The organism is Rheinheimera sp. EpRS3 (genome assembly GCF_001513785.1).
In the GTDB taxonomy this organism is placed as follows: domain Bacteria; phylum Pseudomonadota; class Gammaproteobacteria; order Enterobacterales; family Alteromonadaceae; genus Alishewanella.
Genome location: NZ_LNQS01000010.1, coordinates 46132 through 62266, shown reverse-complemented (window position 1 = coordinate 62266; position 16135 = coordinate 46132). Strand labels below are relative to the sequence as shown.

Annotated in this window: 10 protein-coding genes; 4 read left to right on the top strand and 6 right to left on the bottom strand. The window is 51.6% G+C overall.

Annotated elements, in window-relative coordinates:
- Window positions 1–176 precede the first annotated feature (176 nt).
- Window positions 177–1601: an alpha-amylase family glycosyl hydrolase gene (locus AR688_RS15755; RefSeq protein ID WP_068236131.1), complete on the top strand. Its 1425-nt coding sequence runs from the start codon at window positions 177–179 to the stop codon at window positions 1599–1601.
- Between the two features lie 11 nt (window positions 1602–1612).
- On the opposite strand, the gene AR688_RS15750 is transcribed toward AR688_RS15755, so the two are convergent.
- Both AR688_RS15750 and AR688_RS15745 read right to left on the bottom strand, forming a co-directional pair.
- On the bottom strand, window positions 1613–4816 hold the full coding sequence (locus AR688_RS15750) for a DEAD/DEAH box helicase (protein WP_068236129.1): 3204 nt from the start codon (window positions 4814–4816) through the stop codon (window positions 1613–1615).
- A gap of 100 nt (window positions 4817–4916) precedes the next feature.
- Entirely contained in the window at window positions 4917–5669 is a 753-nt protein-coding gene (locus tag AR688_RS15745) for a DUF4097 family beta strand repeat-containing protein (RefSeq protein ID WP_068236126.1), read from the bottom strand.
- 340 nt (window positions 5670–6009) lie between these two features.
- On the opposite strand from AR688_RS15745, the gene AR688_RS15735 reads away from it, so the two are divergent.
- Window positions 6010–6576: an SRPBCC family protein gene (locus AR688_RS15735; protein ID WP_068236121.1), complete on the top strand. Its 567-nt coding sequence runs from the start codon at window positions 6010–6012 to the stop codon at window positions 6574–6576.
- A 4-nt stretch (window positions 6577–6580) separates the two neighbouring features.
- Here the strand turns inward: AR688_RS15735 and AR688_RS15730 are convergent, their stop codons facing one another.
- From AR688_RS15730 to AR688_RS15720, 3 genes are read right to left on the bottom strand one after another with little or no spacing between them, the layout of a single operon-like run.
- On the bottom strand, window positions 6581–8227 hold the full coding sequence (locus tag AR688_RS15730; protein ID WP_068236116.1) for a FimV/HubP family polar landmark protein: 1647 nt from the start codon (window positions 8225–8227) through the stop codon (window positions 6581–6583).
- A gap of 18 nt (window positions 8228–8245) precedes the next feature.
- Entirely contained in the window at window positions 8246–9040 is a 795-nt protein-coding gene (locus AR688_RS15725; protein WP_082694815.1) for an outer membrane lipoprotein-sorting protein, read from the bottom strand.
- Complete coding sequence (locus AR688_RS15720; protein WP_068236113.1) at window positions 9033–11333, bottom strand: efflux RND transporter permease subunit; 2301 nt, start codon at window positions 11331–11333, stop codon at window positions 9033–9035. The genes AR688_RS15725 and AR688_RS15720 overlap by 8 nt, the downstream gene beginning before the upstream one ends.
- A 184-nt stretch (window positions 11334–11517) precedes the next feature.
- Between AR688_RS15720 and AR688_RS15715 the strand changes: the two genes are divergently transcribed.
- The gene (locus AR688_RS15715; RefSeq protein WP_068236110.1) at window positions 11518–13020 is read left to right on the top strand and encodes a YifB family Mg chelatase-like AAA ATPase; all 1503 of its coding nucleotides are present in this window, start codon (window positions 11518–11520) and stop codon (window positions 13018–13020) included.
- Between the two features lie 142 nt (window positions 13021–13162).
- Here AR688_RS15715 and pyrC read toward each other — a convergent pair whose 3' ends face one another.
- Window positions 13163–14194, bottom strand: coding sequence for a dihydroorotase (gene pyrC, locus AR688_RS15710; RefSeq protein WP_068236108.1), 1032 nt, complete (start codon window positions 14192–14194; stop codon window positions 13163–13165).
- A 145-nt stretch (window positions 14195–14339) separates the two neighbouring features.
- Here pyrC and AR688_RS15705 point away from each other — a divergent pair, with 145 nt between their 5' ends.
- The gene (locus tag AR688_RS15705; protein WP_068236106.1) at window positions 14340–16133 is read left to right on the top strand and encodes an SLC13 family permease; all 1794 of its coding nucleotides are present in this window, start codon (window positions 14340–14342) and stop codon (window positions 16131–16133) included.
- Window positions 16134–16135: the final 2 nt, after the last annotated feature.

Genomic DNA, 16135 nt, shown 5'->3' with positions numbered 1-16135 from the left:
TGTAGCTAAGTTGTAAAATTGGCGTATATAGGCAATAAATTTTGCAGCTAAAGGCGTAGGCTCGCGGTGTGTTAACGGAGCTTGTTGTCAATAACACTTAGTGGTGTGGGCTTAACCACACTGCTACCCACTCACGGATGGCTTGCATAAACCAATGAAAAATAAAGGATAGACCAATGCAAGTAATCAGTACCATGTTAAAGCGTCAGCTATTGTGGCTGACATTAGTTGTTAGTTCAGGCGTATTTTCGTCGGCTGCTGTTGCCGATGCGATTTTACATGCGTTTGACTGGCATTATGACGAAGTCGCCGCTAAGGCGACTGAAATTAAAAATCTGGGTTACAAAGCGGTATTAGTGGCGCCGCCGCTAAAATCGAACGCGGGTAACTGTGCCTGGTGGCAGCGTTATCAGCCGCAGGATATCCGCGTAATTGACCACTGCAAAGGCAACAAGCAGTCGTTTGTAAATATGATCAATGCCCTGAACGACGCCAACCCGGCGCGTAAAGTTGATGTATACGCCGATATAGTATTAAACCATATGGCAAATGAGCGTAACGGCGCGACCGATTTCCCCGGCCAGGCGGCAGTAAATAGCTATGGCAGTAACAGCAGTTACTGGAATAACCAGCGTTTATTTGGCAATTTAACCCAGGGCTTGTTTGGTGCCAGCGACTTTAACCCGGCCAACTGTATCAGCAACTATAACGATGTATGGCAGGTACAAAACTGGCGGCTGTGCGGCGGCGCGGGTGATGCCGGTTTACCGGATTTAAACCCCAACAGCTGGGTGGTACAGCAACAGCGCGCTTATCTTAGTGCGTTAAAAGCACTGGGCGTAAAGGGCTTTCGGGTTGATGCGGCCAAGCATATGACTATCTGGCATATTAATGAAATTTTCACCAGCAGCATTAAAAGCGGCATGTACGTATTTGGTGAAATAATTACCAGTGGAGGCGCCGGTAATAATGAGTACGACAGCTTTTTATCGCCTTACCTGGCCTATACCGACCATAAAGCCTACGATTTTCCGCTGTTTAGCGCGATTCGCAGTGCCTTTGGTTTTGGCGGTAGCTTAAGCCAGCTGGTTAACCCGTTATCTAACGGCCAGGCGCTGCAAAACAGCCGGGCGGTAACCTTTACGATTACGCATGATATTCCTACCAATGACGGCTTTCGCTATCTGATTATGGATGCTACCGACGAGTATCTGGCCTATGCCTACATTATGGGCCGTGATGGCGGTAAACCGCTGATATTTAGTGACAGCACCGGTACTGATAGCAACCGCTGGGTCAATGCTTATAAAGCCGATCATATTGGCAAAATGCTGAATTTCCATAACCGTATGCAGGGGCAGGGCATGGAAATGCTGGCCTGGAATGATTGCGCCATTTTGTTCCGTCGTGGCCAGGAAGGGGTGGTAGGCATTAATAAGTGCAGCAGCAACCAGAGCTTTAACATTAACACCAACGGCCGTTTTTACTGGTATCGCAATTACCGCGATGTGCTAAGTGGCGGCAATCTGGTGTATATCAATGGTGGCAGCTACAACTTCAGCATTCCGGCACGCCAGGTCAGAATGTGGTATGCCGACTAAGTAGTTTATGCTTAGTCAGCACTGAATAACGCCAGTAAATCTTCGGCCTTGCCTTGCCATGGCTGACCCTGGCCACCGGCAAACAGCTGGTCGGCCAGCTGGCGTTTGTGTTGCTGCAGCAGTTGTACTTTTTGCTCTACCGTATTGCTGGCGATAAGCTTATAAACAAACACGGCTTTTTTCTGGCCAATGCGGTGGGCGCGATCGGTAGCCTGCGCTTCTGCGGCCGGGTTCCACCACGGATCGTAGTGAATTACGGTATCGGCGGCGGTAAGGTTTAAACCGGTGCCGCCGGCTTTTAAACTGATCAAAAATACCCGGGTTTCACCACTTTGAAAGGCATCAATCTGTTGCTGGCGGTGTTTGGTCTGGCCGGTGAGTTTGCTGTAGCTGATGCCCAGTGCGTTTAGCTCATCTTCTATCAGTGTCAGCATGCTGGCAAACTGGCTGAAGAGTAAAATATTGCGGCCCTCTTCCAGCATTTCCGGCAGGGTGTCGCGCAGCCATTGTAACTTGGCATTGCTTTGCACCGAGCGGGCATGCTCAACCGGCACCAGCCGGGCGTCGCAACAGGCCTGGCGCAGCTTTAACAGTGCATCTAAAAACTGGATCTGGCTGGCGGCCACGCCTTTTTGCACAAATAATTCGCGTACTTTGGTTTCCATTACCAGGCGGATACTTTCGTACAGGTTGCGCTGGTCGCTTTCTAATTCCAGCAGTTGCACTATCTCGGTTTTGTCTGGTAACTCGCTGGCTACCTGAGCCTTGGTGCGGCGCAGCATAAAGGGCGCGATACGGGCCTTTAATGCATGGGCGCGCTCTGCATCGCCGTGTTTTTCAATCGGTTTGCGGTATACCTGGTTAAAGTGGGCGTCATTACCCAGCAGGCCCGGCAGCACAAAATCAAAAATCGATTTTAACTCGCCTAAGTGGTTTTCCAGCGGGGTGCCCGACAGTGCCAGTTTAAAGTCAGCTTTTAATAAGCGCACAGCTTTGGCCGCCAGGCTGCCGGCATTTTTAATATGCTGGGCTTCGTCCAGAATAACGGCGCTCAGCGGCTGGTTCTGATAATACTTATGATCCCGCACCACCAGCGGATAGCTGGTTACGATCAGATCGTAATTGGCCAGTTCATTAAACAGAGGCTGGCGTTTATTGCCATGAATTTGTAATACCCGCAGCTGTGGTGTAAACCGCTCAGCCTCGGCCAGCCAGTTACCCAACACGCTGGTAGGGCAGATAATCAGCGCCGGGTGTTGCAGTTCACCACGCTGCTTTTGCAGCAGTAGCAGGCTTAGCGTTTGCAGTGTTTTACCCAGGCCCATATCGTCGGCCAAAATGCCGCCTAAGCCAAACTCACGCAAAAAGCTCAGCCAGCTTAAGCCCTGTAATTGATAATCACGTAGTGATGCTTGCAGGCCCTGCGGCACGTCGCACGGCGTAATACCATTAAAATTATGTAACAGGTGGCTCAGGCGCTGTACACGCTGGGCGTTTAAAAACTGAATGTCCTTCGCGGTTTCTGGCGGTAATAATGCCGCTTTAAAGGCTGGTAAATCCAGGCTGAACTGTGGCTTGTTCGGGTTTAGCAGTTCAATAATGGTGTCGATAAACGGCTGGATCAGCGCCAGCGGTAAGGCCAGCTTACCTTGCGGTAATGACAACCAGATGGGTTTACCGGCGTCGGGCAGGCCGTGCTGGCGCAGCCACTGGCTGATCAACGGCAACAGCGGCACCTGAGTGCCGTCGATATCAACCTGTATGGCTAAAGCAAAACCACCTACAGCGTTGTCCTGCACCTGCAGGTAGGGCGCATCGCTTAATATATCCAGATTAAAATTATCATCGCGGGCGATATGCCAGCCTTGTTGTTCCAACTGTGGCAGGGCGTCCAGCAAGGGTTGCCATAGCAGCGGGTTGTCTGGCCCTTCGCCGACGCCAAACGCACTTTGCTCGCTATAAGGTGGTGGCAATGCCGGCAGTTGCAGCAGTTCAAGCTGTAACAATTGCTCCAGCGCGCTGGTTTCTGTCGCCCGGTGGCGTTTTATAAAAACGGTGGTGTTGTCCTGCACCAGCTCAGTTTGTGCTTGTGTCAGATTAAGCGGCAACAGGTAGCTGGCATACTGAAACTGCAGTACAGCAGTGGGTTCGCTGCGGTTTTTAGCTTTGTGTGGCAGCATTTTTAGCTGCAATACCGGCCGAGGTGTGCTGCTGATTTGTTTTAATCCGGCGGCGCTGGGTAATGGCAGGCTGGTTTGGTTAAACAGCTGCTGCAAGCGACTGATGCTGGGTGCCAGCGCCTGCTGCGGTATAGGCGGCATTTTGTTTAACAGCTTTAACTGCGCACTGCTCAGGGCGGTGTCCAGTTCGCCTATCTGGTAGTAACTGGTGTCCAGATAACAGGGCGGATCGGTATATACCAGTTCGAAGTCGCGGTCATCGTCGTCCAGTTGCCAGCCCAGTTGCTGGCCTGCGGCGGTATCCTGCCAGGTAAAAGCCAGTGCCCGTTTCGGCCCTTGCTGCACCGCGTAGCGCGCTTCAGAAAAAAAGCAGCGGCCACTGCCCAGTAATTGTTGCAACAACTGATAGCCCCAGTCACCTTCCAGTAGCGGTAAATCGCGTAGGCTTTGAGCACGGAAATAACTTAGCAGGCGGTAATCCTGTTCATCAATCCAGTGCGGTATGCCGGGTGTCACCAAATCGTATTTGCCAATGGCAACGCCTTTGGTATAACCGCCTTTTTTGCTTTCGCGCACCCGGCGCGGGCTAAGTTGCAGCCCGGCCTGGCCGTATGACAATAGATACAGCACCACATCTTTTTCATCTTGCGCCGGGGCAAGTGATTGTTCTACCTGTTCAAACCACTGGTTGAGCTGGCGTACCGGTTGTTGCTCCAGTTGCAGCTTGTGTTGCTGGTAATCGCGTTGCAGCCGCAGCAATACGGCCAGCACATGCTTGCAGTTAGCGCCTACCGGGCAGGTACAGCGGTTTTGCAATTGCCAGCCGCTGCTGTTGTGTTTCAGGCTGATAAATTGCCGGTACGGCGTAAAGGCGGCGCCCCACACCTGGGCGCTGATCTCAGATAAGTCGCTGTTGTATTCCAGCTTGACCACTTTACCGGCCTGCAAATACGCCTGAGCCCGGTGAAAGGTCATGGCATCAAACCAGTGTTCCAGCTGTTGCTGGCTAAGTGGAAACGCAGTATCGGTTGTCATAACGCCTGAAGGTTGAACACAAAGGCGTAATGCTACCGCAGTTTTGCCTTAAGCCAAATGCGATAGCGTGAAATAAACAAAATTTGTCTGGTTAACCGGCTTAATCGTTAATTTTTACCGGGCCGTTTATGGCATTCAGCTTTAAACCACCGGAGCCGCTGTCGAGAATGGTCAGGCCGCCGGCACCGTCTACGTTAATATCGCCGGAGCCGTCATCAATAGTAACGACACCGCCCACCGCGTTGACCACGATATCGCCTGAACCATCTTCAATCGTTACATTACCGGTTACCTGACGGATAGTCAGATCACCGGAGCCATCATCTACTGTCAGTTTGCCGCTGACCTGCTCAATCAGTAAATTGCCCGAGCCATCTTCCACCTTTACATTGGCGCCGCCACTAATGCGCAAATCACCGGAACCATCGTCTACCTGTAAATCGCCCTGCAGACCACGGATGTCAGTGTCGCCCGAGCCGTCATCCAGCGTCAGGCCGAAGTGTTCAGGAACCTTAATGAGCACGTCGATATAAGGGCTGTTGCCGTTATAAAAGCTTTTATCGAACCCGGCTTCCAGTACCGCACTATTGCCACTGGTTGTCAGGCTCAGGCGGATATCGTCAGCCTGGTAATAATAAATGTTGGCGACCATTTCTATTTCGCTGCGGCCGGCCTCACCGATAATATCCAGTTTACCGGCGCCGGTATCTGCTACCAGCTGTGTTAAAGCTGCACCATCTAATGTCAGTTTGCGTTCTTCATGCTGTAAGTCGCCGGCGTGGCCGTTGCCAACATAAATAACACAGCCACTGAGTAAGCCGGCAGCGAATACAGTAATAACAGTGCTTTTCATATGATGTCCTTGTTGTTTGTCTGGTTTATTCAATAATGGCTAAGTTTGCCAAAGCGCTTAACAAAAGCACTGCAAAATAAATGCCCGAATTTAAGTTGTTGTAATTAAACACTTATATTTTAAAGTGGCGCTAAAGCCTGGCGGTTATGACCACTATGTGGTTGAATTGACGACACAAATAACGCTTTTGCTAACAATAGCAGCCACTGCTGGAGTGTTAACAAAAAGCGAGCTATGTTTAAGCGGGTCGGGTTTAAACAGGCGGCGTTTAAACAAAGGGTAACAGCGCCATCAGGCATTACAGCAGAATAATGTCGCAGCATAATAAGGATTGCTCACTATGTTAAAGAAAGTACTGGTTGTGGTGCTAGCGTTGTTGGCGATCCCCTTGCTGGCGGCATTATTTGTAAAGCAGGATTATAAAGTAGAAACTCAGGTGGTTATTCAGCAACCGGTGACGGTGGTGTTTGATTATATTCGTTTTTTAACTAATCAGGACAACTTCAGTGTATGGGCCGCCCAGGACCCGAATATGCAAAAAACTGATCGCGGTGTTGACGGCACTGTGGGTTTTGTTTCGGGCTGGCATAGTGAAAATTCAGATGTTGGCACCGGCGAGCAGGAAATAAAAGCCATAGTGGAAGGCTCGCGGATAGATTACGAGCTGCGTTTTTATCAGCCTTATGCCGCGGTGTCGCCAGCTTATATGCAAACAGAAGCCGTTAGCGCAGAACAAACCCGGGTGACCTGGGGTTTTGCCGGCCATATGCCGTATCCAATGAACCTGATGCTGCTGTTTATGGATGTTGAAGCAATGATAGCGGCAGATTTACAACAAGGCCTGGAAAACCTGAAGTTAATTCTGGAAACCCCAGCAGCAGAGCCGGCAGAAACGCCACTTAGCTGAGGTGTCAGAAGTAAAAATCCAGGCTCAGCTGCAGGTAGTCGTCGCGGCGCATAAAGTACAGTGGATCTGATGTCAGGTGGCTTTGAAAGAACCAGGCATCCAGTCTTAAACGCAGGCTGTTCGACAAACGCATAGAGGCTTCGAGCTTGCCACTGCGGCTGTTGCTGTTCTGCAAATCCTGCATAATTCCCAGCAGAATTTCGCTGCCTGCCTCATCATTGGCAACAATACGGCCACCGATAAACACATCATTCTGCCCTGGTACTGGCGCCTGCCGGTCGCGGCTGTCGTACTGGTATTCGGCGATCCAGCCCAAATCCCAGCTACTACCGAATACACCGACCTGGGTATATTCAAAGCCGGCGGTGCTGGCGATAAAGTCTTGCTGCCGGGTTTTGCGATAAATGCTTTCCAATTTCCAGGCCCAGCTACCGCTAAGCCACTGGCTGTCCAGCCCCAGTTGCTGCATCTGCAGATACACCGGCTGCAGGTTGCCAGTTGAGGTTAGCTGTAGCTGCGGATCACGATTATTGCCTTCAAAATAACTCAGGCCTAAATCCAGCGCGCCAAACTGCCGGCTCCAGCGTAAGGCGAAGTCGAGGTTTTGCTCAGCTTGTGCCGACTCATAAAACGGATTATCGCTGTCGATAGGCAGCGGCGGCCTTAAACGGCCATCAGGGCCCGGCAGGGTACGCTCGCGAAAATAAGGCAGCAGATACAACGAAAAAGTACCAGCGTCGCCATACAGATTCCAGTTTAACATTGGCTGACCCAACTTGGTTTCGCCATCCACACTGGCGACCAGATCGGTCTGGTTAATAACATCTACCAGATGCTGCGACTCCGTCACGCCCCAAAACACGATGTCAACACCGGCTTTAATATCATAGCCTGTGCCGGCATACTGCCAGTAGGCCTGGCGCAGGTCGGCCAGGTTGCGCTTATTATCACGTTGGTCCAGCCGCAAAAAAGGCTCAATGGCGATCTGGTGAGCACGGTTATCACTTTGCCAAACCCACTCAGCGCTAATGGCCACACTGCTGTGCGCTTTGGCCTGGCCTTGCTCTCCCTGCTGTGGGTAATAGCGTTGCTGCAGATGCAGACTGTAATCATTGCTAAGATTTTGCTGCCAGCTGTTCGGTGTAACATCCGGGCTGGCCCCGGGTTGTGCTGCGGCTATTGCCCGGCGCTGTAATATTGCTGCGCTACTGAGCTGTGCCGCCGAGGTGGGCTGTTCTGTGTCGGCAGTACTGGCTGTGGTGGTACTGATAGCGTCGCGGCGGTTTTCTGCTACTGGCGCCGCAGCAACATTAATGTACTGTGCTGGCGTAACCACACCAAGCGGCTTATCGGCAATGGACTGATAATACCATTGCCGGGCCTGCGATACCGGCGTAGCCAGCATTTGCGCCCGCTGCGGCACCTTTAATACAGCGCCGCGCTGCAGAGCGTTGATATTGTTAGCGCGAAATGCCTGCGGATTAACCTGCCACAGTGCATAAACCACCTGCACCATAGCCACCTGTTCGTCCGGTCGGGCTGCAGTTGCCAGTTTCCATAAGGTATCTGTCGGCTGTACCGGAGGCAGTTGCTGCGGCTGTGCCTGAGCCAGCGCAGTACAGAATACCAGAGCAGAAGTCAGCTGATGCATCGCTAAAGTATCCTTGTGCTAGCGCACCCGTTGCAGCGCATTGGTGTCAAAGTCTGCCGCCGTGCGGCCAGTATTAAAACTGATCTGATGGATTAACAGATCGGTGCTTTTTCCGGTCTGGTGATTCACCATACTGAGCTTATGCGGGCGCCAGTATTTATCCAGATACAGCTGATAGTCGTGCAATGTCAGCGTTTTTAACAGCGTATTTTTGCGATCGTAATATTCGGCCTTATATAAACGGTAATGCTGCTGATCTACCCAAACCACTGTTTTGCTATAGCCGGAAAACTCGTCAGCAGGTACTTGCTCCAGTACAAAGCAAGGCTGGTCATTACAACTTTCGTCACGCAGGTAGCTAAAACGGTATTTTTCGATTTCAAACGAGCTTAAATCTTCGTAGGCAAATTCACTGCCCATAAAAGGCCCCGATTTATTGCGTGATGCAATACGTTTCACCCGTTTTATGGCCGGCAGATACAGCCACTGATCATCTTCTGCTGTCGGGTGCGAGTGGTTTAAAAAGGCGGTACCGCGTACATCCCGCGGCTCGTCAAAAATGGTCAGCCCCTTATCGCCATCGCCCTGCACTTCCAGTGCGGCAGTACGGATTTCCCGCCGGCTTTCATCCCCTTTGGCATTACGCAGTACCATAGTGGTGCGGCTTTCACTGTCACCCCAACCGGCATCGCGCACTTTGCGCTCTTGGGCAATAGCCAGGCCTTTGGTTTCGTCGGCTACTGCAAAACCTGTTAGCCAGACTGCGCCGGTCAGGCCCAGTATTAACAGCGGCGTTGGTAAAATATTACGCATGATGTTGGCTTTCCTTAGTATCAAATTTAAGCAAAAAGGCTGGCAGGAATAAAAAGTCGATTACCAGCGCGGTAAAAATAATAATAGCGGTTAACAGGCCCATATCCGAGTTGAGCCGGAAACTGGATAACATCAACACGCTAAAACCAATTACCAGTACGGCAGTGGTGATCCAAAGCGCCCGGCCGACACTGTTGAAAGCATAGCGCACAGCAGCTTCAGCATTGTTACCTTCGTGGCGTGCATGCTGGTACTTGGCCAGAAAATGCACTGTATCGTCAACAATAATACCCAGACTTATGCCGGCGACCACCGATAATCCCAGATTAATTTCACCGCTATACAGGCCCCAGATGCCAAAACCAATAGCCGCGGGGGCAATATTAGGCAACAGGCTGATTAGCCCCATGCGCCAGGAACGCAGACTAAATACCAGCAACAGGGAGATCAGCACCAGTGCCAGTGGCAGCGTTTGCAGCATCGACGCCATATTACGCTCACCAATATGGGCAAACATCAACGCTGTACTGGCCGCGCTGGCCTGATACTGCGGAAACTGACTGGTAAAATACTGCAGGGCTTTTTGTTCAAAGCCGGTAATCTCTTTACTGCCCATATTTCTCAGGGCAGCGGTCAGGCGGGTGGCACTTTTATCCAGATTCAGCTGGTTATTCAAGTCGAGGCCGTAAGGCAATGACATTTCATACATCAGCAGATATTGTGCGGCTTCGTCCTGTGTTTGTGGTATGCGGTAAAAGGCCGGGTCGTCGGCATGCATATTTTTATTTAGTCGTTTAAACACTTCACTGATGCTATTAACATGCGCCACTTGTGGCTGGTCTGCCAGCCACTGACTGAAGTTTTCCACTGCCGCAATAAATTCCGGCTGGTTTACGCCACTGCTTTGGCCGCTGTGTAACACAAAATCCATCGACATTGATGCCGCCAGGTGCTGATCAAGAAAATCCATCGCCTGACGAAAATCAGTCGCGGGTGAAAAATACTTAACCGCTTCATCATTCACTTTATTCAGGCTGACAAAACCGGCAAAAACGACCATCAGTAGTGCCATTGCCGGCAATAACGGGCGTTGGCGCAATATCACGAAACTGGCCAGTTTATCCATTGCAGTATCTTGCTGATGCTGCGGTTTTACTTTGCCTGGCCTTACCGGTAACACTGCCAGCAGTGCCGGCAAGGTGACGACACTGAGTAAACACGCCAACATCACACCAACCGCAGTCATATTGCCTAAGTCCGCCAGAATGGGCACTTCAGAGAAATTCAGCGTTAAAAAACCAATGGCAGTCGTTGCACTGGTAATAAAAATGGGCATTAAATTGCGCTGCATGCTGTATTCAATAGCACTTTGCTTATTTTGGCCCCGGCTTAGCGCAAACTGCACCGACGCTATAACATGTACACAGTCGGCCACCGCCAGTGTCATCAGAATGGTAGGTACATTGACAGTAGCGGTACTTAAAAAAATACCGGCTGCACCTGCCATGCCAAGGGTGCTGGTGATGGTCACCACAATAATAATGACAGTAGCCAGGGCAACAACAACTGAGCGCAGTAATAACGCCAGCATAATTACGATCACGACAAACATCACCGGGATCAGCGTCCGGGCGTCGTGCTCGGCTTCATAGGCAAAGGAGTGGTTCATTGCTATTACGCCGGCCAGATAGAATCGGACATCCGGATAACGTTGGCTAAATTCGTCTGTTAACTGGCGGGCAAAACCAAAGGTATCAAACACCTCTTTATTTTTATCCAGTTCGGGCAACTGTACAGTGATATTAATAGCAGTAACGGCGCCATCGGCGGTAATCAGCCGTTTTACCAGTGTTGGTTCTGCCAGCGCAACGCGACGGATGTTAGCTATTTTTGCCTCATCCAATTGCGCTGTATCGAGCAGCAAATCGGCCACCAGCAAATCATCGGCATCGGCTTCAGTATGCTGAAAATTACTGATTGAGTCGACTCGGATAGAATAAGGTGTCTGCCAGGCGGCGTCAGTTATTTGCTTAACCAGCGTCAGATTGGTTGTGTTGAAGATCTGCCCGTCTGCCGGCGCGATACCAATAAGAATGTTGTCGCTCTTATTAAATTCGTCCTGCATTTGTTCAAACATGAGCAATTGCGGGTTGTCATCGGCGAAAAATACCCGGAAGTCACCGCGAAAGTACAGCTTGCCCATGCCGCTGCTCATCAGCAATACAAGCACCAAAGTACCCAGTAACACCCACCACGGATGTTTCAGCACCCAGCCAAGCCAAAGTTGCCTCATCTTTTGCTCCCTAAGACAATTTATCAATCTGACCAACAGCTTGGGCTGAAAATATAGCGCTCCGTGCTGTGTTACCCAGTGTAGCCGATTTAGCCTGTGGCTTAGCAGATTATTTAACCTTGCTAATATTTAACAATATGCTAAATATTAATTATCTTTTTATTTTGTCCGCGCAGGAGACAGGATGTCACTGGCCGTTGTTTTCAGTCGTGCCCGTCATGGTTTAGATGCCCCTTTAGTTACCGTTGAAGTGCATATCAGCAATGGCTTGCCTGCTTTTCAGCTGGTTGGCCTGCCCGAAACCTCGGTAAAAGAGTCTCGTGATCGGGTGCGCAGTGCCATGGTAAACAGCGGTTTTGCTTTTCCGGATCGCAAAATCACCGTTAATTTAGCCCCGGCTGATTTGCCTAAAGAAGGCGGCCGTTTCGATTTGCCGATAGCGCTGGGTATTATCGTTGCTTCCGGCCAGTTAGCCGAAAAAAGCCTGCAGGGCTATGAGTTTTGTGGCGAGCTGGCGCTGTCGGGCGAGATCCGCAGCATAGTAGGCGAAATTCCGGTAGCCATAGCCTGCCGCGATGCTGGCCGTGAAGTGGTGCTGCCGATGTTAAATGCCCAGCAGGCGCAGCAGGTACCCAAGGTAGTAGTGCACGGTGCTGAGCATTTATTGCAGGTGCACAGCTTTTTATTAGCCCAGCAACCATTGCCTGCTATTCCGGCTTTACCGGTGCGTGAGCAACAGCACTTACCGGATTTAGCTGACGTGAAAGGCCAGGCCCATGCCAAACGGGTGCTGGAAATAGCGGCGGCCGGTGAACATAACCTGTTAATGCTGGGCCCGGCCGGTACCGGTAAATCTATGCTGGCGCAGCGTTTACCCGGTATTATGCCGCCTCTTACAGAGCCGGAAGCACTGGCTACTGCCGCCATCTACTCTATTGCCGGGTTAAAGCGTAACTTAACCGACTGGCAGCAAAGGCCGTTTAGATCGCCGCATCACACCAGTTCTGCAGTGGCCTTGGTTGGTGGTGGTTCTGTGCCCAGGCCCGGAGAAATATCGTTGTCGCACCACGGAATTTTATTTTTGGACGAGCTGCCAGAGTTCCCGCGCAAGGTGCTGGATGTGTTACGCGAACCGCTGGAAACCGGTGTGGTACATATTAGCCGCGCTGCACGTCAGGCAGAGTTTCCGGCACAATTTCAGCTGGTAGCAGCATTAAACCCCAGCCCGACCGGGCACCATCAGGATGGCCGGGCCACCCCCGAGCAGGTAATGCGTTATTTGAACCGGCTGTCAGGCCCGTTTATTGACCGCATAGAACTGCAAATTGAAGTACCGTTGCTGCCCAAAGGCATGCTTAGCCAGCATACGCAGGAAGAAAGCAGCGCCAGTGTGCGCGAGCGGGTATTGGCAGCCAGGCAATTACAGCTGGCACGGCAGGGTAAAGCTAATGCCCGTTTAAGTGGCAGTGAAATTGCCGATTTTTGCCCGTTGCAACAAGCCGATGCGCGCTTTTTGGAAGACACTATTCACCGTTTTAAACTGTCGGCACGAACTTACCATAAGATCATCAAAGTGGCGCGCAGCATTGCCGATTTGCAGCAGCAAGCCCAAATTAGCCGCGCCCATTTAATGGAGGCACTTAGCTACCGCGCGCTGGAGCGGCTGCTAAGTTATTTGAAGAGCTGAGTCTCGCGTATATTAAAGCAGGAGTCGATGTACTCTAAGTCAACCGTTGCAGGCCAGGATGGCCGAATCGAGCCCCCAGGGATGGGTTTACGGCGTGTTGACGTGAGTATATCGGCTCATGCGTTACGCCTGAGCCTGTAAGTTACACCAATTTCCAGTTTAACGTTTCGCCGGCATAAAACGGTACTATCGGGTTGCCGTTGGGCAGGGTAATCTCGTTTGGCACCTGCCATTGCTGCTTTTGCAGTGTCACTGTGCCGCTGTTACGTGGCAAGCCATAAAAGTCAGCGCCGTAGTGGCTGGCAAAGCCTTCCAGCTTGTCCAGGCACCCTAAATCATCAAATACCTGAGCATACAACTCTATCGCGCTGTGAGCGCTGTAACAGCCGGCACAACCGCAGGCTGACTCTTTGCGGTGTTTTTCATGCGGCGCAGAATCTGTGCCTAAAAAGAACTTGCTTGAACCACTGGCCACAGCCGCACGCAGCGCTTCCTGATGCGTACGACGTTTTAACACCGGCAGGCAATAGTTATGCGGTCGCACGCCGCCGACTAACAGGTCGTTGCGGTTGAGCAGTAAATGCTGCGGTGTAATAGTGGCAGCCACATTGTTTGATGCTTGCGCGACAAAGCTGGCGGCATCGGCGGTGGTAATATGCTCAAATACCACTTTCAAACTTGGTAAACGCGCGACAATGTGCTGCAGGTAACGGTCAATAAACACCTTTTCGCGGTCAAAAATATCAATATCGTGATCGGTAACTTCGCCATGAACCAGCAACAACATGCCTTGCTCTGCCATCGCTTCAAATACCGGATACAGGCTGCCCAGCGCACTTACCGCATCGCTGGAGTTAGTGGTGGCACCGGCCGGATACAACTTAGCCGCAACCACACCGGCGGCTTTGGCCGCGCTGATATCGGCAGCGGTAGTTTTATCGGTTAAAAATAAGGTAACCAGCGGCTGAAAGTTGCTGCCTGCCGGGCGGGCAGCCAGAATGCGGTTGCGGTAGGCTACGGCCATGTCTGCTGTGGTTACCGGAGGCACTAAGTTTGGCATCACAATGGCACGGGCGAATTGCCGGGCTGTGGCCGGTACGGTTTCGCGCAGCATATCGCCGTCACGAAAGTGTAAGTGCCAGTCATCCGGGGTTTGTATGGTAAGCGTGGTCATGGAGGCTCCTGCAACTGCTGCGGCAAAAAAGTGGCGCTATGATACCAAGTAACCTCGTTTGGTGAAATTGCTTCAGCGCGTATTGTGGTAAGTTGGCGTTCAGCGTAGCTTAGCCATCATTGATATTTACTTACCGGAAACCGCAATGACATTAGAACAGGGAATGCTATTTGCAATTTTACTTTGCACTATAGCGTTGTTTATTTGGGGCCGCTGGCGGCACGACACCGTCGCGCTGGCGACACTGATGGCGGCAGTTGCTGCCGGCCTGGTACCAACCGACACAGCCTTTAGCGGCTTTGGCCACCCGGCAGTTATTACCGTTGCCTGTGTGCTGGTGTTAAGTTATGCCCTGCAAAATAGCGGCGCGGTTGATTTGTTAGCGCGCAAATTGCTGCCAGCCAACAGTGGTGTGATGGCCACTATTGCCCTGTTAACCACCTTAGTTACGCTGTTATCGGCATTTATGAATAACGTCGGCGCTATGGCGCTGATGATGCCGGTGGCTATTCAGGCGGCAACCCGGCTTAAGCTAACGCCAGGGCAGGTGCTGATGCCGGTGGCCTTTGGCTCGATACTGGGCGGTATGACAACCTTAATTGGTACGCCGCCTAACCTTATTGTTTCGGGCTTTCGGGATAGCAGTCAGGGCAGTAGTTTTGCCATGTTCGATTTTAGCCCGGTGGGGGTGCTGGTTGCACTGGCCGGCCTGGCCTTTATTACCATTGTTGGCTGGCGTTTGGTGCCTAAACGCCAGCAGGGCGGGGTTGAGGGCTTTGATACAGCAAGCTATTTAACCGAAGTGCGGGTAGACGCTAAAGGCAAAGCTGATGGCCTGCGGCTGGCGGCACTTGAGCAATTACTGGAAGAAGCCGATGCGCAGGTGGTAGGCCTGGTGCGTAACAAATTCCGCGTGTCTGCACCCACCGGTTATCGTATGTTAAAAGCAGACGACGTGCTGGTAATAGAGGCAGAGCCGGAATCGCTGGGCAATATATTATCTGAGCTGGGCCTGACACTGGAAGAAAATGTTAAAGCGGATGTCGACGCCACGGATGCAGAAAAAACCTCAGGCTCTGGCAAAGAAGAAGTACTGCTGGAGCTGGCTGTAATGCCGGATGCTTTACTGATTGGCCGTTCAGCAGCCGATCTTAGTTTGCGCAGCCGGTTTGGCATTAATTTGCTGGCGTTATCACGCCAGGGCAATCGTTCAATTAAGCGATTGCGTCGTACCGAGCTGGTTGCCGGTGATGTGTTGCTGATGCAGGGCGATGCAGAGCTGTTGTCTGCGTTTGCCAGTGAATTTGGTTGTGTGCCGCTGGCTGAACGATCTATTCAGGTGCCGGATAAACGCCGCATCTGGTTAACCAGCGTTATTATGTTAAGCGCGGTGGCTGGTGCGGCCTTTGGTTTGGTGCCGGCAGCAATATCCTTTGCTGCGGGTGTGTTGGCCAGCATGTTGTTTAAAGCGTTGCCGCTGAGCAAGGTGTATCAGGCTATTGATTGGCCGGTGGTGGTGCTGCTGGCAGCGTTAATTCCGGTGGCCGAAGCCATGCTGACAACCGGGGCGGCCGCTTTATTAGCCGATTTGATGCTGTCGCATTTATCACAAGGCAGTGCCGTATTTGCGCTGATCCTGTTGCTGGCACTGACGATGACATTATCCGACTTTATGAACAATGCCGCTACCGCGGCGGTAATGTGCCCGATAGCATTAAGTATTGCCAAGCAGCTTGATGTCAGCTCAGATACCTTTTTAATGGCCGTAGCCATTGGTGCTTCTTGCGCCTTTTTAACGCCGATAGGCCATCAGAACAATACCCTGATCCTGGGGCCAGGTGGCTTTAAGTTTGGCGATTACTGGCGGTTGGGTTTACCACTGGAGTTGTTGGTTATCGCCGTGTCGGTACCGGCACTTTTATACTTCTGGCCGCTTTAGCC